General features: G+C 68.0%; 12 protein-coding genes. 5 read left to right on the top strand and 7 right to left on the bottom strand.

Annotated elements, in window-relative coordinates; translation table 11 throughout:
* Positions 1–7 precede the first annotated feature (7 nt).
* From narI to ACYVLV_RS09365, 5 genes are read right to left on the bottom strand one after another with little or no spacing between them, the layout of a single operon-like run.
* Positions 8–736 carry a respiratory nitrate reductase subunit gamma gene (gene narI / locus ACYVLV_RS09385; protein WP_460809390.1) on the bottom strand — a complete coding sequence of 243 codons (729 nt, stop codon included), beginning with the start codon at positions 734–736 and terminating at the stop codon, positions 8–10.
* Positions 736–1,455, bottom strand: a complete 720-nt coding sequence (narJ, locus tag ACYVLV_RS09380) for a nitrate reductase molybdenum cofactor assembly chaperone (RefSeq protein ID WP_460809388.1) — start codon at positions 1,453–1,455, stop codon at positions 736–738. The genes narI and narJ overlap by 1 nt, the downstream gene beginning before the upstream one ends.
* Positions 1,452–3,101, bottom strand: a complete 1,650-nt coding sequence (narH, locus tag ACYVLV_RS09375) for a nitrate reductase subunit beta (RefSeq protein ID WP_460809386.1) — start codon at positions 3,099–3,101, stop codon at positions 1,452–1,454. The genes narJ and narH overlap by 4 nt, the downstream gene beginning before the upstream one ends.
* Positions 3,101–6,847: a nitrate reductase subunit alpha gene (locus tag ACYVLV_RS09370; protein ID WP_460809383.1), complete on the bottom strand. Its 3,747-nt coding sequence runs from the start codon at positions 6,845–6,847 to the stop codon at positions 3,101–3,103. The genes narH and ACYVLV_RS09370 overlap by 1 nt, the downstream gene beginning before the upstream one ends.
* Positions 6,844–8,055, bottom strand: a complete 1,212-nt coding sequence (locus tag ACYVLV_RS09365; RefSeq protein ID WP_460809381.1) for an MFS transporter — start codon at positions 8,053–8,055, stop codon at positions 6,844–6,846. Before ACYVLV_RS09365 ends, ACYVLV_RS09370 begins: the two co-directional genes overlap by 4 nt.
* Before the next feature lie 202 nt (positions 8,056–8,257).
* Here ACYVLV_RS09365 and ACYVLV_RS09360 point away from each other — a divergent pair, with 202 nt between their 5' ends.
* The 5 genes from ACYVLV_RS09360 to ACYVLV_RS09340 are packed head-to-tail and all read left to right on the top strand — an operon-like array spanning position 8,258 to position 13,903.
* The gene (locus tag ACYVLV_RS09360) at positions 8,258–10,099 is read left to right on the top strand and encodes a S8 family serine peptidase (RefSeq protein WP_460809380.1); all 1,842 of its coding nucleotides are present in this window, start codon (positions 8,258–8,260) and stop codon (positions 10,097–10,099) included.
* A complete protein-coding gene (locus ACYVLV_RS09355) occupies positions 10,096–11,184 on the top strand; it encodes a phosphotransferase family protein (RefSeq protein ID WP_460809379.1) in 1,089 nt (362 codons plus the stop codon). Before ACYVLV_RS09360 ends, ACYVLV_RS09355 begins: the two co-directional genes overlap by 4 nt.
* Positions 11,184–12,152: a T3SS effector HopA1 family protein gene (locus ACYVLV_RS09350; RefSeq protein WP_460809645.1), complete on the top strand. Its 969-nt coding sequence runs from the start codon at positions 11,184–11,186 to the stop codon at positions 12,150–12,152. Before ACYVLV_RS09355 ends, ACYVLV_RS09350 begins: the two co-directional genes overlap by 1 nt.
* Positions 12,121–13,557, top strand: a complete 1,437-nt coding sequence (locus ACYVLV_RS09345) for a lanthionine synthetase LanC family protein (protein WP_460809378.1) — start codon at positions 12,121–12,123, stop codon at positions 13,555–13,557. The genes ACYVLV_RS09350 and ACYVLV_RS09345 overlap by 32 nt, the downstream gene beginning before the upstream one ends.
* Before the next feature lie 10 nt (positions 13,558–13,567).
* Positions 13,568–13,903: a hypothetical protein gene (locus ACYVLV_RS09340; RefSeq protein WP_460809376.1), complete on the top strand. Its 336-nt coding sequence runs from the start codon at positions 13,568–13,570 to the stop codon at positions 13,901–13,903.
* Here ACYVLV_RS09340 and ACYVLV_RS09335 read toward each other — a convergent pair.
* Both ACYVLV_RS09335 and ACYVLV_RS09330 read right to left on the bottom strand, forming a co-directional pair.
* The gene (locus ACYVLV_RS09335) at positions 13,820–14,605 is read right to left on the bottom strand and encodes an AfsR/SARP family transcriptional regulator (protein ID WP_460809374.1); all 786 of its coding nucleotides are present in this window, start codon (positions 14,603–14,605) and stop codon (positions 13,820–13,822) included. The genes ACYVLV_RS09340 and ACYVLV_RS09335 overlap by 84 nt on opposite strands.
* 106 nt (positions 14,606–14,711) lie before the next feature.
* A complete protein-coding gene (locus tag ACYVLV_RS09330; protein WP_460809373.1) occupies positions 14,712–20,237 on the bottom strand; it encodes an ATP-binding protein in 5,526 nt (1,841 codons plus the stop codon).
* Positions 20,238–20,340 lie beyond the last annotated feature (103 nt).

The following is a 20,340-nucleotide window of genomic DNA, read 5'->3' as shown; positions in this document are numbered from 1 at the left end:
ACCCACTTCATCCGCTCCGATCCCAGCCGCGGCGCGGACGATGACTGCCCATGAGGCTGTCATCCCGACTGCGGTAGACGATGTAGGGGCGGGTGAGGTAGCCCACCGGGGCACTGAACACATGCACCAGGCGGGTGAAGGGCCACAACGCGAAGAGCGCGAAGGCCACCAGGGCGTGGAGTTGGAAACCCAGCGGCGCCTGGGCCATCAGCTCTCCGTCGGGCTGGAAAGCGAGGAACGAGCGGTACCAGACCGAAACGCCTTCGCGATAGTTGTATTGGCCACCGATGGTCAGGATGGATCCGGCGATGGTGTTCCACATTCCCAGCACGATCACGGCGGCCAAGAAGGCGTACATCACCTTGTCCATGACGGTCGTCGCGGAGAAGACCGGTCCGACCGTGCGCCGTCGATAGATCAGGATCGCCATGCCGACCACGGTGGCCACGCCGGCGAGCAGCCCACCCCCGACCGCGACCACGTGATAGGTCGTCTCGCCGATCCCGACCGCATCGGTCCACGACTGAGGGATCAGCAGCCCGATGATGTGACCACCGACCACCCCGAGCATCCCGAAGTGGAACAGCGGACTGCCGATGCGGAGCAGTCGGTTCTCGTAGAGTTGGGAGGAGCGGGTGGTCCACCCGAACTTGTCGTAGCGGTAGCGCCACCAGTGGCCGACGACGAAGATCGTCAGAGCGATGTAGGGGAACAACACGAAGAAGAACGTGGTCATCAGCGGGCTCCCGGGAACGAGGGCATGGGCAGCAGGGTCTTCTGCGGTGTGGCGCCGACAGCGGCTCCGGCCGAAGCACCGGGGCTGAACTGGGGGTTGGCGAAGGGGGCCAGACCCACCTCCTCCTCGGGCGGGCCGGCCGCGGCCAGACGGCGTACGGCGTCCCGCTCGTCCCCACGCAGCGGCGGAAGGGTGGCGGTGACCGCGTCGAGCAGACTCACCCAGGGTGAGTCCATGTCGCGCAGCGAGAGGCGCAACAACTCCAGGCCGGCTCGGTGGTCGAGCATCAGGTCCCTGCCTGCGACCTGGTCCCCCGTGGCCGCGAACTCCAGCACCACACACAGGTGATCGGGCAGTTCGGCGTCGTCGAGTTCGAAGCCCGCCGACAGGTAGGTCTGCTTGAAACGCAACAGCGCCATCCCCCGTTTGCGGGTGTCTCCGTGGGCGAAGTAGGTGAGGAAGAGGTTGCAACGACGGCGGTTGTCGAAGGTCTCGACGTAGGCGGCCTGGAGTTCCGGCAGGGGCGCCGACTCGAGGTGGGCCACGAAGGTCAGCAGCGGCTCCCTGATCGCACTCGGCAAGCGCTCACAGGCCGGTCTGACCAGCTCCGCGCTGGTCAGGACCTGCTCGTCGGGGTAGTCCAGCAACAGCGACACCGACTGCCACGCGATGGTCAGCTGTGCGGCCGACAGGTGCGGGGTCGAACGCCGGCGGCTCACGAGTCGGCGTCCTTCGGTGGGAACAGCCCGGCCGGCGATCCCTTGCCGTCCCAGTTGAGCAGGTTGACCCGGCTCCCCTTGTCCTCCGGGCCGGCCAGCGAATCGGAGGTCTGCCGGTCCCGAAGCATCGCAAAGTTCTCGACCGCAATCGGGGTCGGCGTGCCGGACCCCTCGCCGAAGTGGTCCTGTTGCCCCCCGCCGTACTCGGAGACCGCGCACTCGGTGGACAACTCCTCCAGGGAGTGAGCCTGTTCGGCGTGCGCACTCGGGATGACGTAGCGCTCGTCGTACTTGGCGATGGCCAGGAGTCGGTACATGTCGTACATCTCCTCCTCGCTCATCCCGACCGCGGCCGGGATCGAGGCATCCGGCTCCCGGCCCATGTTGATGTCGCGCATGTAGCAGCGCATCGCGGCCAGCTTCTTGAGCACGGCGTCGACGGGCTCGACCTCCCCGGCGGTGAACAGCTCCGCGAGGTATTCGACCGGGATCCGAAGGGCGTCGATCGCAGCGAACAGGTTGCCCTTGTCCTCCGCGTCCTCGCCGGTCTCCTGGACGACGTCGACCACCGGAGACAGTGGCGGGATGTACCAGACCATCGGCATGGTGCGGTACTCCGGGTGCAGCGGCAGGGCCACCTTGAAGGTGTTGATCAGCGCGTAGATCGGGGACCGCTGAGCGGCGTCGATCCAGTCGCGGGCGATGCCGGCCCTCTCTGCCTCGCGCATCACCTCGGGATCGAAGGGGTCGAGGAAGACCTCGCGCTGGGCTTCGTAGAGGCCCTGATCGTCGGTGGTCGAGGCGGCCTCGAGGACCTTGTCGGCGTCATACAACATCAGCCCGATGTAGCGCAGCCGGCCCACACAGGTCTCGGCGCACACGGTGGGCAGTCCCACCTCGATGCGCGGGAAGCAGAACGTGCACTTCTCGGCCTTGCCGGTGCGGTGGTTGAAGTAGATCTTCTTGTAGGGACACCCCGACACGCACTTGCGCCAGCCGCGGCACTTGTCCTGGTCGACCAGGACGATGCCGTCCTCCTCGCGCTTGTAGATGGCGCCGCTGGGGCACGAAGCCGCGCAGGAGGGGTTGAGACAGTGTTCACAGATCCGCGGCAGGTAGAACATGAAGGTCTGCTCGAACTCGAACTTCACCTTGTCCGCGATCTTCTTCAGCATCGGATCGCGGTGCGCGGTCTCGGTGGAGCCGCCCAGGTCGTCGTCCCAGTTGGCCGACCACTCGATCTTCATGTTCTTGCCGCTGATCAGCGACTTGGGTCGCGCGACCGGGGTGTGCTCCTGGGCGGGCGCGTCGGTGAGGGTGGAGTAGTCGTAGGTCCACGGCTCGTAGTACTCACCGATCGAGGGCAGCTTGGGGTTGGAGAAGATCGTCGCCAGGTTCTTGAACCGGCCACCCGCCTTGAGCTTGAGTCGGCCCCGCTTGTTCAGCTCCCACCCGCCCTTCCACTTCTCCTGGTCCTCATAGGTCCGGGGATAGCCCAGACCGGGACGGGTCTCGACGTTGTTGAACCAGATGTACTCCGTCCCGGAGCGATTGGTCCACGCCTGCTTGCAGGTCACCGAGCAGGTGTGACACCCGATGCACTTGTCGAGGTTCATCACCATCGCCATCTGCGCCATGACTCTCATCAGTACGTCACCTCTTGGCTACGCTTGCGGATGATGGTGACCTCGTCGCGTTGGTTGCCTGTGGGACCGAGGTAGTTGAAGGCGAACGTCAGCTGGGCGTAACCGCCGATCAAGTGGGACGGCTTGACGAGCAACCGGGTCAGCGAGTTGTGGATGCCGCCCCGTTTGCCGGAGGTCTCGGCGATCGGGACGTCGATGAGCCGGTCCTGTGCGTGGTACATGTACACCGTTCCCTCGGGCATCCGGTGCGAGACGATGGCTCGGGCAACGACAACGCCGTTGCGGTTGACCGCTTCGATCCAGTCGTTGTCCTTGATGCCGACCTTCACCGCGTCGCGGTCACTCATCCAGATGTTCTGTCCGCCCCGCGAGAGCGACAGCATGAACAGGTTGTCCTGATACTCCGAGTGGATGGACCACTTGTTGTGCGGGGTCAGGTAGCGGACGGTGAGCCCCTCGACCTGCTCGACTCCATCGATGGCTGACCCGTCGGAGACGTTCCCCAGTGCGGGCTCGGCGAAGAGCGCCGCCATGTTGAGCGGCGGACGGTAGATCGGTAGCCCCTCTCCGAGCTCGGTCATCCAGTCGTGGTCGAGGTAGAAGTGCATCCGCCCGGTCAGCGTGTGCCAGGGCTTCTTGCGCTCGACGTTGATCGTGAACGGTGAGTAGCGCCGGCCCCCGGTCTCCGAGCCGGACCATTCCGGGGAGGTGATGACCGGGACGGGCGGACCCTGGGTGTCGGCGAAGGTGATCTGTTTGCCCTCGTGTTCCTCAGCCAGGTCGGCCAGCGGCACACCGGTGCGCTTCTCGAGGGTCTTGAACCCCTGGGTCGCCAGGCGACCGTTGGTGGTCCCCGACATCGCGAGAATGGCCTCACAGACGTTCACGTCGCGTTTCAGTGAGGGCCGCCCATCGGCCACCCCACCGCGGACGGCGCCGTTCTTGGCCCGCAGGTAGTCGACCTGTTCGCTCAGGTCGAACGTGACGCCCTTGGTCGTGGCTCCGAGAGCGTCGACCAGTGGTCCGAGGGAGTTCATCTTCTCTGCGATCGCCCCGTAGTCGCGTTCCACCTCCACCAACTTGGGCATCGTCACCCCGGGAATCGGCTCACACTCACCCTTCTTCCAGTCCCGGACCACCCCGTGGGGGTTGGCCATCGCATCAGGGGTGTCGTGAGTCAGCGGAACGGCCACCACGTCCTTGCGGACACCCAGGTGGGTGGCCCCCAACTCGCTGAACTTCTCGGCGATCGTCTGCCAGGCATCCCAATCGGTGCGGGTCTGCCACGGCGGGGCGATGGCCGGGTTGAAGGAGTGCACGAACGGGTGCATGTCGGTGGTGTTCAGGTCGTGCTTCTCGTACCAGGTCGCGGCGGGCAGAACGACGTCGGAGAAGATCGTGGTGCTGGTCTGCCGGAAGTCGATCGTCATCAGCAGGTCGAGTTTGCCCTCGGGGGCCTCGTCCCTCCACCGCACGTCGACCGGCCGCTGGCCCTCGGGCGTCTCAGTGGCGCGCACCGAGGAGTCGGTGCCGAGGAGGTGCTTGAGGAAGTACTCGTTGCCCTTGCCGGAGGAACCGAGCAGGTTGGCCCGCCAGATCGAGAGGATCCGGGGATAGTTGCCCGGGGCGTCGGGGTCCTCGCCCGCGAAGTCGAGGTCACCGGACTTGAGCTGGTCCACGACGTACTCGCCCACGGGTTTCCCGGCGGCGGCTGCATCGTCGCTGAGGGTGAGCGGGTTGCGGTCGAAGGTGGGGTAGGACGGCATCCATCCCATCCGCGCACTCTGGGCGATGACGTCGGCCGTCGACTTCCCGGCCAGCTGCCCCTTTCCGGTGGTCGCCGAGAGGGTGTCGGCTCCGAACTGGTCGTAGCGGAACTGGTCGGTGTGTAGATACCAGAACGCGGTCTGGATCATGTTGCGCGGAGGCCGACTCCAGTCGAGGGCGTTTCCGATCTGGGTGTAGCCGGTGATGGGGCGGACCTTCTCCTGGCCGACGTAGTGGGCCCACCCTCCACCGTTGACTCCCTGGCATCCCGTGAGGTTGGTGAGGGTGAGGAAGGCTCGGTAGATGGTGTCGGAATGGAACCAGTGGTTCGTCCCGGCGCCCATCACGATCATCGAGCGGCCCTTGGACTCCTCGGCGTTGGCAGCGAACTCCCGCCCGATCCGGGCTGCGGTCGCGGCCGGGACTCCGGTGATGCCCTCCTGCCAGGCAGGGGTGTACGGCGACGAGGCGTCGTCGTACCCGGACGGCCACTCCCCCGGCAGGCTCTGCCCGTGGATCGTCCGACCCACGCCGTACTGCGCCATGAGCAGATCGAAGACGGTGGTGACCAGGTGGCCACCGACCCGGCGGGTCGGCACCCCGCGCGGCAGGTCCGCCGCCGAACCATCAGGGGTGTCGAACCTCGGCATCCGTACGACGACCGCCTCCGTTGCCGTGTCCAGCAGGGTCAGGAACGGGTCCACCTCCTCGAGATCGAGGTTCCACTTGCCGACCCCCGCCTCGCCGTACCGGTGACCCAGCGAACCGTTGGGCACCACGTGCTCGCCGGTCCGCGAGTCGATGAGCACGGTCTTGAAGGCGGCGTTCTCGTCCTCCTCGTGGTCGGCGAGGTCTGCGGCGGTGAGGAACTTGCCTGCGGTGTACTCGCCCTCCCCCGCCTCCTCCAGTCGGACCAGGTGCGGCAGGTCGGTGTAAGTCTTGACGTACTCGGTGAAGTAGGGCGTTCGTCGGTCGGCGAAGAACTCCTTGAGCACGACGTGCCCCATGGACATCGCCAGGGCCCCGTCCGTGCCCGGTTTGGCCGGTAGCCATTCGTCGGCGAACTTGACGTTGTCGGCGTAGTCCGGCGCGACGGCGATCACCTTCTGGCCGCGGTAGCGCGCCTCGGTCATCCAGTGGGCGTCCGGCGTGCGGGTGACCGGGAGGTTGGACCCCCACATGATCAGATAGCCGGCGTTCCACCAGTCTCCCGACTCCGGGACGTCGGTCTGGTCGCCGAACACCTGGGGCGAGGCGACCGGGAGGTCGGCGTACCAGTCGTAGAAGCTCAACATCGAGCCACCGATGAGGTTCACGAAACGCGCGCCGGAGGCGTGCGAGACCATCGACATCGCGGGGATCGGAGAGAACCCGGCCACCCGGTCGGGGCCGTACTCCTTGATCGTGTGCACGTGGGCGGCCGCGATGATCTCGCTGGCTTCCTCCCAGGTGGCCCGCACCAGACCACCCTTGCCGCGCGCGGACTTGTAGGCCTTTGCCCGCTGGGGGTTCTCGACGATGTGCTCCCACGCCTTGACCTGGTCGCCCCCGTGCTGGCTCTTCGCCTCGCGGAACATCTGGAGCAGGACCCCCCGGACGTAGGGGTAGCGGACCCGGGTCGGTGAGTAGGTGTACCAGGAGAAGGCTGCGCCCCGGGGGCAACCGCGTGGCTCGTACTCCGGTGAGTCGGGACCGACCGAGGGATAGTCGGTCTGTTGGGTCTCCCAGGTGATGATGCCGTCCTTGACGTAGACCTTCCAGGAGCACGACCCGGTGCAGTTCACCCCGTGGGTGGAGCGCACCACCTTGTCGTGGCTCCATCGGTCCCGGTAGAAGTCGTCGGCCTCCCGGCCGCCCACCTGCGACAGGGTCCGTAGGTCCTTCGAGACGGTGCCCTTGGTGAAGAAGCGGCGGCTGCGCACGAGTGCGTCCGCCAGCGCGCCGTCCATGCCGATGTCCTTCTTCGCCGGAGGGTTCATCGAGTCACCTTCTGCTCGGTGGTGTGTTGCTGGGTGGTGTGGCGGACCACGGTGACGGTCAGCAGCAGCGTGAGGGCTGCGGTGCCCGCCAACATCCACAGTCCGATGGCGTAGGAGTCGGTGTGGCCGTAGATGTAGCCCATGATCAGCGGCGGCACGAAGCCACCCAGACCACCGGCGGCGCCGACCAGACCGGTCACGCCGCCCACCCTCGACGGATCGGTCACCCGGGCGATCAGGGCGAAGGTGGCCCCCGTGCCGGAGCCGAGCGCCATGGCCATGGCCAGGAAGGCGACGGTTCCCACGTGTTCGAGAAGGGGCGTCGTGGCGGCGACGGCCGCACCGCCCACGACCACTGCATATCCGGCGGCGAGCACGGTGACGGGTCCGAACCTGTCCGAGAGCCAACCCCCCACGGGCCTCATCAGCACCGCGACCAGGACGAACCCGGCCATCCGGTTGGCGGCGTCCGCAGGGTCGAGCAGGTAGGCGGTCTTGAGGTAGGCCGGCAGATAGACCGAGAACGCGACGTACCCGCCGAAGGCGACCGCGTAGAGGATGCTGGCCTGCCAGGTGATGGGAAGCCGGGCGTTCGCCACCAACCGGCTGACGAGCGTTCCGGCGGGTGGGGTGCGCCCAGGGGCGTCCTTCATCACCACCCAGGCGACGATCGCGAAGACGGCGAGGGCCGTGGCCGCTGCGACGAAGGGCGCCTTGTCCCCGACGTTGGTGTAGAGCTGCACGGTGGTCAGCGCGCTGATGGCCGTGCCGCCCATGCCGGCCCCGAAGATGCCGACTGCAAGGCCCCGACGTTCGGGCGGGAACCAGGCGTTTACGTAGGGCACGCCCACCGCGAACGAGGTCCCGGCGATCCCGAGGAAGAACCCGCCGAACAGCATGGCGGGGTAACTGGTCTGGGCGAAGAAGCCGATGAAGCAAACCGGCGCGATGGTCGCCACGGAGACGGCGACGAACATCTCGCGGCCGCCGTACTTGTCGGTGAGCGCACCCACCAGGATCCGGCCGACCGAGCCCACGATCACGGGCACGGCCACCAGAAGGGCGACCTGCGCCTCGCTGAGCGCGCCCAACGCGCCGTTGTCGCGAAACACCGGACCCAACGGGCTCAGGAGCGCCCAGGCCCAGAAGTTGATCGCGAAGCCGACGGTGGCCATGGCCAACATCAACCACGGCGTCCGGTCACGCATCTTCGGTCTCCTGACCGGCCCGCCGTCGGTGGTCGCGCCTGCGTTGCCAGTACAGGCGACATCGCCCGCCCCCGGGCAGGGTCCAAGGTCCCGGACCTCCGGGAACTCCGGTCCGAGGTCCGTGGCGTTCCGGTGACGCCACCGTGACGGGTCCGGACGACAGTGGGGTCCCGGCGCGACGCCCAGCGAAGAAGGAACCGCCATGCTCACACCTGATGAGAACGAGACAGCCCGCGAAGTAGCCACTGGCAAGTGGGGCAGACGCAACGTCGAGTATCTCGAGGGGCGGGTGATCATCAAGTTCAAGAGACCGGCGCCGGACAGCGACCAGGCATCGGTCGCCCACACCTGCGCTGAGGTGATCAGCGAGACCGCCGGCGCCGAAGTCGTCCGACCACCGAGTGCACGCGGACGGGCGCTTCTCTCCGTCCCCGCGGGGGATGTGATCACCACCGCCAAGGCGCTGAACAACCGCAAGGACGTGGAGTACGCCGAACCGGACGTCATCGACCACGCCGCCGTGATCCCCTCCGACCCGCGGTACGCCGACCAGTGGGCCTGGCCGAAGGTGAACGCCCCCGCCGCGTGGGATCTCGAGACCGGCAAGACGACGGTGCTCATCGGCATCATCGACAGCGGAATCTCCATGAGCGCCGGAGGGTCCCTCGATCACCCCGACCTCAGTGACACCTCCCGCATCACCTTGGGCACCGACTTCGTCGACGGCGGCACCCCCCGCGACCTGAACGGCCACGGCACGCACGTCGCCGGCACCGCAGCAGCCTCGAGCAACAACGGCACCGGGGTGAGCGGGATGAACTGGGGCTCCCGGCTCTACATCTGCCGGACCCTCGACACCAACGGCAACGGCAGTTCGGCCGATCTCGCGGACGCCATCGAGGAGATCACCGACTTCGCCGTGGCCAACAACCTCAAGGCCGTCATCAACTACAGCGGTGGCGGGGGCGCCAACCAGACCAAGCTGGATGCCTGCAACTACGCCAGCACCCGCGGGATGCTCGTGTGCGCTGCTGCCGGTAACGACAACGGCGGTCCGGTCATCTGGCCGGCGGCCTACTCGACCACGGTCCCGGGCGTGATCGCAGTCGGCTCCACGACGGCGTCCGACAACGTCTCCGGCTTCTCGAACCACGGCCCCGAAGTCACGGTCGTGGCACCCGGCAGCTCGATCCTGAGCACGATGCCGACCTACCCGGTGACGATCCCGAGGAACGTGAACTACGACTACCTTCAGGGCACCTCCATGGCGTGTCCCCTCGTCACCGGCCTCGCGGCCCTGATGTGGAGTCGCAACACGTCCAAGACCAACGCCGCGATCAAGCAGTGCCTCATCGACACCGCGGTGAAGCTGGGTGCTGGTTCGTTCGACAACGAATGGGGCTACGGCCGGGTCGATGCCCGCGCCGCGCTGGAGTGCGTCAGTCCGATCGTCGCCCTTCCCCCGAGCAAGTTGATCGTCGCTTGCCAATCCTCCCGGTTGATCATCGTGTGCCAATCCTCCCGGTTGAGCTGTCCGCCGATTACCAAGATCGGCTGCCCCCCGACCCGGCTGGCGCTGTGCAAGGTCTCTCGGCTGCCGGTGCTCTGCCCGGTCAAAAGCAGGTTCCAGGCGTGCGTGTCCACCCATATCGTGACGTGCGCCATCACCCAGATCAGCTTCTGCGGTCAGTCCCAGATCGACGCCTGCCCCTCCGCGCTGGCCTGCCCCGACACCATCATCAGACCGGGTGAAACCGTCATCAAACCTGGACAGACGGTGCTCAACCCGGGCAGCGTAGGGGGTTTCGTAGGGGGTTTCGGCGGGGGTTTCGGCGTCACGCGGAACCCGGTCGAGCGGTTCCGGGCCGATGAGACCCTGGGCGGCGCCGAGTACGTGTACGCCGACGAGGAAGGCAACCTGCACGCCTGGGAGCCCGAACCGACCACCGAGGGTGAACTCTGGTCCGAGGGCGACGCGGAGTACTACTGGATCGACGACGACGGGAACACCCACCTGTGGGAGTCCGGAACCGGCGGCCAGTGAACCAGTCCCTGAATGCGGGGAAGGCCACCTTGGGCCAGCTCACTCGCGTGTTGCTGGCTCAAGGGCTGGTCACGGCGGATGAGATCCACGTCCACGGCATCCGTGGTCGCGACGCGAGCCGATCTCACCGGGTGGCGATCGTGGAACTCGGACGGTACGGCGCCGACGGCTACCGGGCCTACGTCGTCAAACAACTGCTGCCCAACGAGGATCGACGACAGGGAAGCCCCGCCCAGGAACGAGACGTCTACCGGCTGGCGGCCGACGACGAGACGCTGGCCAAACTCGTTCCCCACGTGCACCATGCCGATCCGGACTCGGGATTTCTCGTCCTCGAATACCTCCCCGAGTTGGAGAGCGTCGCCGAGCGCGCTGCGCGAAACCGTTGGAGTGACGGTCTCCTGGCTGCCTCGTTCGGGGAGGCCATCGGTGATTGGCACCGGAACGCCGTTCGTTCGGTCGCGCGGGCACCGGTCGCCGAGGTGCCCTGGGTGTTCGGCGCCTTCGGCGCCGACCGGCCGGATTTCTTGACCTCCAACCCGCCGGTGGCCGACTTCGTCGCCACGATGGACGCCTCCCCGGGTCCCTCCCTGGATTCCTGGCTGGCCACCGCGGCCGACCTATGGCGGCCCTCGACGGTCATCCACGGAGATCTGCGCTTCGACAACGCCCTGGTGGACGCGCATGGCCAGATCGTCTTGATCGACTGGGAGTTCGGCGGTTACGGGGATCCGGCCTGGGACATCGCTTCGGCGCTTCAGGAGATGCTCAGTGCCAGCAATGCCGTGGATGCTGCCTCGGCGATGCCTGTCCTGTCCGGAGTGGGCCTGGTCCTCCTGCGCGCCTACGCGGCCAGAACCGAGCTCCTCGGCGAGCACGACGACTTCAAGGACCGTTTGCTCATCTACACCGCCGCACGACTTGTCCTTCGAGCACTCCAACTGGCCCAGCAGGAGTATCAGCACCGCTCCGACGCTGCCGACCCCGCTGAGTCGACGGAACGCGACCGACACCTGGCTCTGGCGTTGGCGCTGAAGGCTTCCCCAGAACTCTTCGACGCGGCGTGGAGAACGGTGGCTGCGTGATGCACCCCGCAGATCTGACGGCTCTCGCCGAGTTCGTCCCCGCCGCCGGTGCACCTCCCCAGGACGCCACCGTGAGCCAAGAGCCCCGGTCGCGGCTGACCGACCTGCTGTACCAGGAGTGGTTCCTGCAGGCCACCAAACCAGTGGCCCCTGATGGCCCCCCGCAGCCGGTCGAGCTCGATGCCGTCGGCGCCCTGGAGGCCGCGCATGTGCTCTCCGGCCGATTCGAAATCGGCTGGACGGCCCAGCGTTCCTCGAACGCCGGTCGGGTCCAGGCCTACGAGGAGTCACCCGACCCCGATCTGCAGCTCATCCGCACCCTTCGGCTGGGGGACTACATCAACCTGGTTGCTCCTGGGCACCGCCCCCGTGCGGGCGATCCGCTCGCCGTCGGCGCTGTCCACGCCGAGGTAGAGGACGGCTTCTGGGTGTGCCGGAACAAGCAGTGGTGGGAACTCTCCGCGCGCGGAACCCTCCCGTGCCTCACTCGGGTGTACTTCAACGTCGACCTGCCGCACGCCACCACCGCCGTACAGATCCTCTCCGGTGTCCTGACGGACTGGGACGGGCCTTACGCGTTCAAGGTGTCCCTCGGACTCAACGAGCTCCAACGACCCGACAGCGTGGTCCTCTACGCGCCGCGGGACCGGTTTCATGGCGAGCTTCACGCTCTGCTCGCTCCGGCGGTGCGTGCTCTGGACGATCATGAAGCCCTCGGCGAGGCGTGTCCGAGGCTCACGGCCCGTCTCCACCGGGGCGTGGGGGCAGCCGACGGCGATGCCGACGGAGCCAGTTTCGGAACCGAGCGATGTCGCTTGGTGGCCGACGCCCTCCTCTCGGTTGAACGGCCCGTCGACATCGAGCCTCTCGTGGACGAGGCGTTCCGGAAGACGGGCCTCGACCCCGCACGTCCCTACCTGGAACGGGGTGAGACTCGTGACTACGTCGCCTTCGATCGCGTGGGGTGAGATGGCCCGCAACCCCGTTCGGGTCGATCGTCGACTCCTCCTGGACCTGGTCGCCGACATCGCTCACACGCTGTCCGACGAGGCCCTGTGGGACGCCTCGGGTTCTCGCTGTCTGTGGCTCGGCGACGAGGTCGTGGAGTTCGATGGAGCCTTTCCGGTCGTTCACCATGACGTGGGCGGTTCGCTGTATTCCGGGTCGGCCGGCATCGGATGGTTCTTGGCCTTCGCCGGGAGTGCGCTGGCCGACCCCGAGATCTCCGCCACCGCTCGGGCGGGCTTGCGCCACGGCCTCGACTGGACCAGAGACAACCCCTCGCCGTCCCTTCACGCGGGTAGTACCGGCGTGGGGTTGGCTTGTCTGCGTTCCAGTCAGGTCTTGGCCGACGATGCCCTGGAGTCGCAGGCTATCGACGTCATTCTCCAGGCGTCCGAGCACGCGGCAGCATCCTCACCTGGTCACGGGTCGGAGTCCGATCTCATCTCCGGGGACGCCGGAATCGTCGTGGGTCTGCTCGGCGCGATCCGCCACCTCGAGCAGAGCGGGCGTGCCCCCAGCGCCGTGCTCACGACGCTGCACGAACGGGTGCGACAACTGGGCGAGCGGCTGATCGACGCGGCGGACCGCACTCCGACCGGGTGGATCTGGCCATCTGGGGACGGCAGCACCGAACCGCCCCTGTGCGGGCTGGGGCACGGCGCCTCGGGACCTGCGCTGGCGCTGGCCGAACTCGCTTCATGCACCGGTGACGAGGCGTTCGCCGAGGCGAGTCGGCAGGCCTGCCGCTCGGAACGGGCCTGGTTCGGTGGCACCCCCGAGGGCTGGCCGGACCTACGTGAGTACACCCGCCTGGACCTGACCGAGGGTCGGCGCCCGACCGCCCCCCATCTGTGGTGCCACGGCAGTCTTGGGGTCGGGGTGACCCGCCTCCAGATCTGGGCGGCAACCGGAGACCCCGCCGCGCTGGCCGAGGCGACGGCGGCACTCCACTTCGCTCAGAGCAGCCTGAGCGCGCTGGGAAGGGCCACCCCCGGTGAGTACGCCGCGAACTTCTCGCTCTGCCACGGCGCCGCGGGCTTGATCGACTTCTTCCTCCTGGCCAGCGAGGTGTTGGAGGACCGGTCGTGGTTGCCGGCCGCCGCTGCTGCCGTCGGCGTCGGCGTGCGGCACCTCGAGGCAACCGGATCGTGGAGGTGCGGGGTGGAGGGCAGCCCGCAGCAACCCACCGCCACCCCGGGACTGATGCTCGGGCTCGCGGGGACCGGCGCGGCTCTGCTCCGCCTGTCCTACGGCAGGACTGGTGAGGGTGCGAACGGGAGTGCGGGCACCCCACGGATGAACTCGCCCTTGCTCATGGTCGAGCAACGCAGCCGTAGAGTTACTGTGGCTGAACCCCTGCTGGTGTGATGGAGGCAACATGGAACGCATCGTGATCAAACTGGCGGACCCCGCGGTCGAGCCCGGCGAGCTCGCTCAGCAGGCCGCTGACCTGGCCAGCCGATTGCCGGGGGCGGAGGTGGTCCGGGTGTCGGGGTCGGGTCGAGTCCTGTTGATGATCCCGGACGATGCCTCGGCGAGCGCGCTGGAGCAGCTCTCGTCGTTCAGCACCGTGGCCTGGGCGGAGTCCGATGGCACCGATTCAGCTCAGTCCGAGTCCGCTCAGTCCGACTCAGCTCAGTCCGAGTCCACCGCCTCCGACGTCGCCCAACCCGGTGTCGCCCAGCCGACTGACGGGGATCCGCAGCCCTCGTAGGTCAGCACCGGGAAGCAGGGCCTCTATCGGTCGGGGCCGCAGTCCCAGCTCGACGTAGATCAAGCGCGCATAGGTGAGGTACTGGCGGACTGCCTCCGCCGGATTGCCCTGGGCGCAGTGGGCACGCAGCACGACCACATGGGCGGACTCGCGCAGCGGCTCGGCGGCTACGGCGGCCAGACCGGCCTGAACCGCCTCGGCGTACCGGCCCACCGATGTCAGGTGTTCACACAGGCGTTCCAGGCCATCGAGACGGAGTTGGCGGAACTGCTCTCGGGCTACCAGGACCCAGTCGTCGTACCAGCCCTCGAGTAGGTCCCGCGACAACTCTTCAGGCCTGACCTCGGGGCCGTCCCCGCCGTCGAAGAGGTCTAGACGGGTCCGCACCTCCCGGACGTCGAAGAGGACTCCTTCGTCCCATCGCACCTCGTGTCCGTCGGTCCGCAGCAAGCCTTCCCCGGTGCCCTGATGGAGGCGCCAGAGGGCCGTGCGCAGACGACTCTGGGCCCGCGACTCGGTCGTGTCGGGCCACAGGCTGGAAGCCACGAAGGACCGCTTCGGGGCGTAGTCGTGAATGGCCAGGAATGCCACCAACCGCTGCTCGCACGGGCCGAGGTGGAACTCCACCCCACCGCGCACGAGGGAGAGGGAACCGAGCAGATTGACCCGAAACGGCGTCTCATCACCGAGACCCGAGATCATTGGACGGCCCTCCCACCCGGGCGTCTCCGGCCCCCAAGCCGTGGGCCGCGCCCGCGCCAACCCTCGCAGAGTGCGAGGGACGGTCGCAAGGGTCAATCGCAACCGGTCAGGAAACTCCCCCGTGCGCCTCGATCGCGGACACGATCTGCGGCCGAAGGCTCGCAGCCGAGACAACGGCGTCGACCGAGCCGACCTCCACCGCCCGGTGGATGTCGTGGATGCCGTCGAACTCCGCGGCGACCTCGCTGATCTTTTCCGCACGGGTCACCGCTCGCAACTCGGACTGCTCGACCAGTAGCGCGATCCGCTCGGCACCGGTGGCCTGCTCGATCCGCTCTCCGAGGGCAATCATCGCCGGGGTGGTGGCCGCGCGCTTGTCCACCTCGCCGGTGAACACGACGGCTGCCGCTGGGGCGCCGCCGATCACCGAGGCGAACGATCCCTCGAGCGCCAGCACCGTCATCCCCGGGTTGAGAGCCTTGGAGAAGACCACGAACGCACCGCCGTGGTAGCGCGAGATCACGCAGAACACGATCGGACCGTCGAAGTTGACGATGGCTCGGCCGATTTCCGCGCCGTACTCGAGCTGCAGGTTGCGCATGGAGTCCGGTGAGCCGTCGAAGCCCGACAGGTTGGCCAGCACCACCAACGGTCGGTTGCCACTGGCCGCGTTGATCGCCCGCGCCGCCTTCTTCGAGGACCGCGGGAAGAGCGTGCCGGCGGTGTAGGTGTCGGGACCGTCGGCCGGCGGGAAACCACGTCGCGGCACCGACCGGGACTCGATGCCCAACAGGCAGACCGGATAGCCGCCCAGGTGGGCGTCCTGCACCACGGCGGTGTCGGCATCGGCCATCCCCGCCCACCGTTCGAGGGTGGGGTGATCCTGGTCGGCGACCGCTGCCATCACCGTGCGGATGTCGAAGGCCTTCTTGCGGTCAGGGTTGCTGGACGCTGAGAAGATCTCACCGACGGTGCTGAAGTCACTGCCCTCGATGTCGTGCGGGTAGGAGGAGATGTCGCGGTCGACCGGGTCGCTCGTGGCCACTCGACGTGGGCCGTTCTCCCCGGGCACGACGTAGGTGTGTTCGTAGTGCGCGAGCAGGATTTCGAACGCCCCCGCCAGGTGTGGCGCCCAGTACTGCGCCTGCCCGTTGGGGCCCATCACCCGGTCGTAGCCGCCGATTCCGTAGTTGTCCTCGGCCGAGACGCCGCCGGAGAAGTCCAGGGACTGCTTCCCGGTCAGGACCATCGCACTGTCAGGAGTCATCACCAAGATGCCCTTGGTGTGCATCAGCATCGTGGCCTCGGCGTTCCAGTACGGCTGTGCCCCGACGTTGATGCCGGCCACGACGACGTTGATCTCGCCACCGTCCTGGGTGAACTCCACGATCCGGCGCAGGGCCTTGGCCACCCAGTCCATGTTCTCGGTGCCGGAGCCCATCGAGATCCGGGCGCCCGCGGACAGCGCGAACCACTCGACCGGAACCTGCAACTCCTCGGCCAGATCGAGCGCGGCGATCACGCGGAGACACTCCTGCTCGGAGACCGAGCCCAAGGACTTGGTCGGGTCCCCGCACAGGACCACACGGGTGACGCCCTCGGGGTGGAGCAGCGTCGGCGTGGTCACCACGGCGGCCAGGATCCCTGCGGTGTTGAGTCCAGGAGCCCGATCGACCGGGACCAGGCGTCCCGATTCGTCGAGGTCGTGCTCGACCAGCGAGCCACCGAGACCGGCCAGCATCCCGGTGAGCTCGTAGGGGTACACCAGTCCGCGACGACGCGAACGCACCACCTTCGCGGAGTAGTCGTCCAGGGGTTTCAGCAACTCGGTGGGGGGCTCCTCGATGCTCGAGACCACGCCCGCGCCGGGCGAGGCGCCGAACCGTACGACGGCCGCGGACGACCCCCCTCCCGGAACAGCGACGCGACCCTCAGCCAGGACCTCCTCGATACCGGCCCCGTCGGTGAGCGGACGGATCTTGGTGCCCAGGGCACTCAACCCGGCTACGTCGACCTCCACGACCGGCCAGACATGGACCCACACGTGGTTCATGTCCCACTTGGCGCCAGCGGCGCCGCGGGCGACCCGAGCTCGGCGGATCGCCTCGAGGCAATGCTCGACCGCGCGCTCGGCGTGTGGCAGCGAGGTGACCGCGCCGTTCTCGTCGCGCACCACGGACATCTGGCGAACCTGCGCCAGCGCCACGAGACGCCGGTCGGTGGGGTTCTCCCGGGCCACACACTCGTAGAGCAGCACGTCCTGCGGCGCCTCGACCCGAGTGACGTGGAAGTTCCGCAGCCGCCAGAGGTTGAGCCGACGTCCGACCATCGGGTGGATCCCGCGGGTCGTCTCGTCCTCGACCACGCCACCGTCGTCGGTGGGCCGGAACGCGAAGTAGCCCACCTCACGTCCGTTACCGGGGCACACCGCGACCGAGAGGCGGCGTACGTCCTGCGCGGCCGGGACAGCCGCGACCAGGGCGCTGAGTCGTTCACTCATCTCCTCGGCCGACTCGGGGGCGTCGGGCCAGGACAGGTAGAGATCGACGACGCATTGGTCGGCGCCACGACCCCTCACGTGCTCGCTCACCGCCGCGACCAGGTCGCTGGTCGGATCGTCGAGTTCGGCGACCGTGCCGACCGTCGAGACCAGCCGGGTGGGCCGGTCGTCGAGGGTGTAGGAGGCAACCACGAAGGGTCGTGAGCCGGTGCTGGGAATCGACAGATCGTGCAGGTCGAACTCGCGGTAGTGGCGCCGGGCGAGAACCTCGAGCATCGGCTCCCGCTCGGGCACTCCGTCCTCGAGGCGCGCGGCGAGGAAGCGCACGATCTGCTCGGGGATCGCGGCCAACGCCTCGACCCGTGCGTCTCGGTTCGCCACCTGCACGTCGTCCAGTGCGGACAGCTCGTCGCGCACTCCGGCCAACACGTCGGCCCGTTCGGCATCCACCGCAGGCTGGTCGAACCAGCGGAAACGCACGCTGCGGGACAGGTCTCCGACCACGGGATAGCGCAGCTGGGTCGCTCGACCCAGTCGCTCCAGGACTCCCCGGGCCTGCCCGGCGAGTTCGCCGATCGGCGGTGGCTCCTCGATCCAAGCGCCGAGGACGGCCGAGATCAGCGCGACCTCGGGGGTCGAGCGTTGCTGGGCCAGGAAGATCCGGAAGACCGCCTCCTCCATCGCCGGGGTCCGCTCGAGGTCCGTGACGCCGTAGTGACCGACGACGCGCAGCAGTCGGTCCTGGAACTGTGGTGGCAACCCGCCGCGCTCGACGTCCAGGTTCTGCAGGAAGGTGTGGAAGTGCTCGCGTGAGCTGTGCACGCGCAACTCGGTCTGTCGCTCCTCGTCGGCTGGACGGTTGCGACTCAACTCGGCGAGATCGGCGAACATCGCCAGCAGCGAGAGCTCGTCGGCGATCACCGATCCCGCTGCTGCGTCGACACGCTGCAGCTCGCCGCGGACCGCGAGGTACTCCGACAGGGCGGAGTCCTGATCCTGAGGCGGGACGTCGTACCCCAGGACGACGGCCTTCAGCGCCGCGAGAGCGCGTTCAGCGCGCTTTCGCGGGTCCTCGGCGTCGGGGCCGGGCAGGTCCAGGTCGGGGCCGGCCACCGCGGCGGCCTCCTCGGCACCGTCGCCCAGGGGCTCGAGCCGAACCAGTGCCGCGCCGGTCTCGACTTGGCTGCCGGTGATGACCAGCAACTCCTTGACCCGCGCCGCGAAGGGCGCATGGATCACGGTCTCCATCTTCATCGACTCCAGGACCAGCACCGCAGCACCGGCCTCGACCTCGGTGCCGACGGCGGCCGGGGTAGCGACAACGAGCGCAGGGGCCGGCGAGCGGAGCACGCCGCCCTCGTCACGCGTGACCCGGTGGGCGACCCCGTCGACCTCGACGAGCGTCGTGGGGCCGTGCGTCGCGGTGACCAGGTGGTAGCGGCGGCTACCGATGACCAGGCGACGATGGAAGTCGTCGAGACGCTCGACGCGCACCTCGACCGTCTGCTCGTCGTCGCCGGTGACGACCGTGACCCGGTAGCGGCCAGGGCCCGTGTTCACCGTCGAGACGCGGTACGTCGTACCGCGCAGTTTGAGCTCCACCGGGCGACCGGCTTCGTGCGAGGCCGTCGGTCGACCGCCGCGGGCGGTCTCCAGGAGTCGGGCGGTCTCGAGGCGCAGGCCGTCGACATAGGCCTCGATCCCTGCCGCGACGATCGCCACTCCGGAGTGGGCCTGGGCCACCAGGCGTCCCTCGGCGCGGACCCGGTCGATCCAACTGGTGTCGGCCCAACCGCCCGTGCCGTTGATGACCTCGGGCTGAGCCAGCAGGTCGAGGACGAAGCTCTTGTTGCAGGCGCCACCCTCGATGACGACCGTCGTGGAGGACATGGCCCGACGCAGCCGCGCCAGGGCCTCTTCACGGGTGCGGCCGTAGGCGATGACCTTGGCGATCATCGAGTCGAAGTCCGGCGGGATCAGGTCGCCCTCGGCGACACCCGTGTCGACCCGGATGCCGGGTCCCGACGGGAGGTCGAGCCGCACGATGCGGCCCGGCGACGGGGAGAAGTCACGGTCGGGGTCCTCGGCGTTGAGTCGAGCCTCGACGGCGTGCCCGACCTCGCCCGGCTTGTCGCCCTCCAGACGACCGCCTTGCGCGACATGGATCTGGGCCTTCACCAGGTCGACGTCGGTGGTGATCTCGGTGATCGAGTGCTCCACCTGGAGCCGGGTGTTGACCTCGAGGAAGGCGAACGTCTGCTCCCCCGGGTGGTAGAGGAACTCCACGGTGCCCGCGCCGACGTACCCGACCGCGAGAGCGAGACGCTCGGCGGAAGTCTTCAGTTCCTCGGTCTGCTCGAGGCTCAGCAGCGGCGAGGACGACTCCTCGATGACCTTCTGGTTGCGGCGCTGGATCGAGCAGTCGCGCACGCCGAGGGCCCAGGCGGTGCCGTGGGAGTCGGCGATGAGTTGCACCTCGACGTGGCGGGCGCCGGTGACCAGCCGCTCGAGGAAGACGGTGCCGTTGCCGAAGGCGCGCTGCGCCTCGTCGCTGGTGCGCTGGAAGGCGTCTTCGAGATCAGCAACCGAGGCGACCATCCGGATGCCCCGTCCGCCACCGCCCGCAGTGGCCTTGAGCATCAACGGGTAGCCCACCGCTTCTGCGGAGCTGAGGGCATCGGCCAGAGTGTCCACCGCGCCGCGGCTCCACGGTGCGACGGGTACGCCGACCTCTTCAGCGATCAGCTTGGACCCGATCTTGTCGCCGAGTTTGCGCATCGCCTCCGCGCTCGGGCCGATGAAGGTGACACCGAGCCGGTCGCAGAGATCGACGAACCTCGGGTCCTCGGCCACGAAGCCCCAACCGGGCCAGACAGCGTCGGCTCCGGTCTCCACGAGCGCGCGCTCGAGGACCGCGAGGTCGAGATACGGGCGAGCGGAGGCCGGCCCCAGGTCGTAAGAGAGGTCCGCCTCCCGCACGAACATCGCCGTGGACTCGCCCTCGGTGTGCAGCGCAATGGTCTCGATGGGCGGCTCGTCGCCCGTGTTCTCGGCGTTGATCTCGTGCACGGCGTGGATCAGCCGCATGGCCGCCTCACCACGGTTGACGATCGCCAGTCGCTTGAACGACATCCAGCCCCCTCGACAGGTTCGACCGGGAATCCGGCCTCAGCAAACAACCTGCCATGAATCGAGGGTTACGGGCGAGTACACATTCACACTCGGGCGACGCAAT

The sequence above is a fragment of the Nocardioides salsibiostraticola genome (assembly GCF_054783655.1).
Note: the sequence above shows the minus strand (reverse complement) of the source record. Positions and strands in the feature narration are given on the sequence as shown.

Coding starts and splice junctions, on each gene's coding strand:
- narI (WP_460809390.1), bottom strand. CDS start 736: ATGACCACGTTCTTCTTCGTGTTGTTCCCCTACATCGCTCTGACGATC.
- narH (WP_460809386.1), bottom strand. CDS start 3,101: ATGAGAGTCATGGCGCAGATGGCGATGGTGATGAACCTCGACAAGTGC.
- ACYVLV_RS09370 (WP_460809383.1), bottom strand. CDS start 6,847: ATGAACCCTCCGGCGAAGAAGGACATCGGCATGGACGGCGCGCTGGCG.
- ACYVLV_RS09365 (WP_460809381.1), bottom strand. CDS start 8,055: ATGCGTGACCGGACGCCGTGGTTGATGTTGGCCATGGCCACCGTCGGC.
- ACYVLV_RS09360 (WP_460809380.1), top strand. CDS start 8,258: ATGCTCACACCTGATGAGAACGAGACAGCCCGCGAAGTAGCCACTGGC.
- ACYVLV_RS09350 (WP_460809645.1), top strand. CDS start 11,184: ATGCACCCCGCAGATCTGACGGCTCTCGCCGAGTTCGTCCCCGCCGCC.
- ACYVLV_RS09340 (WP_460809376.1), top strand. CDS start 13,568: ATGGAACGCATCGTGATCAAACTGGCGGACCCCGCGGTCGAGCCCGGC.
- ACYVLV_RS09335 (WP_460809374.1), bottom strand. CDS start 14,605: ATGATCTCGGGTCTCGGTGATGAGACGCCGTTTCGGGTCAATCTGCTC.
- ACYVLV_RS09330 (WP_460809373.1), bottom strand. CDS start 20,237: ATGTCGTTCAAGCGACTGGCGATCGTCAACCGTGGTGAGGCGGCCATG.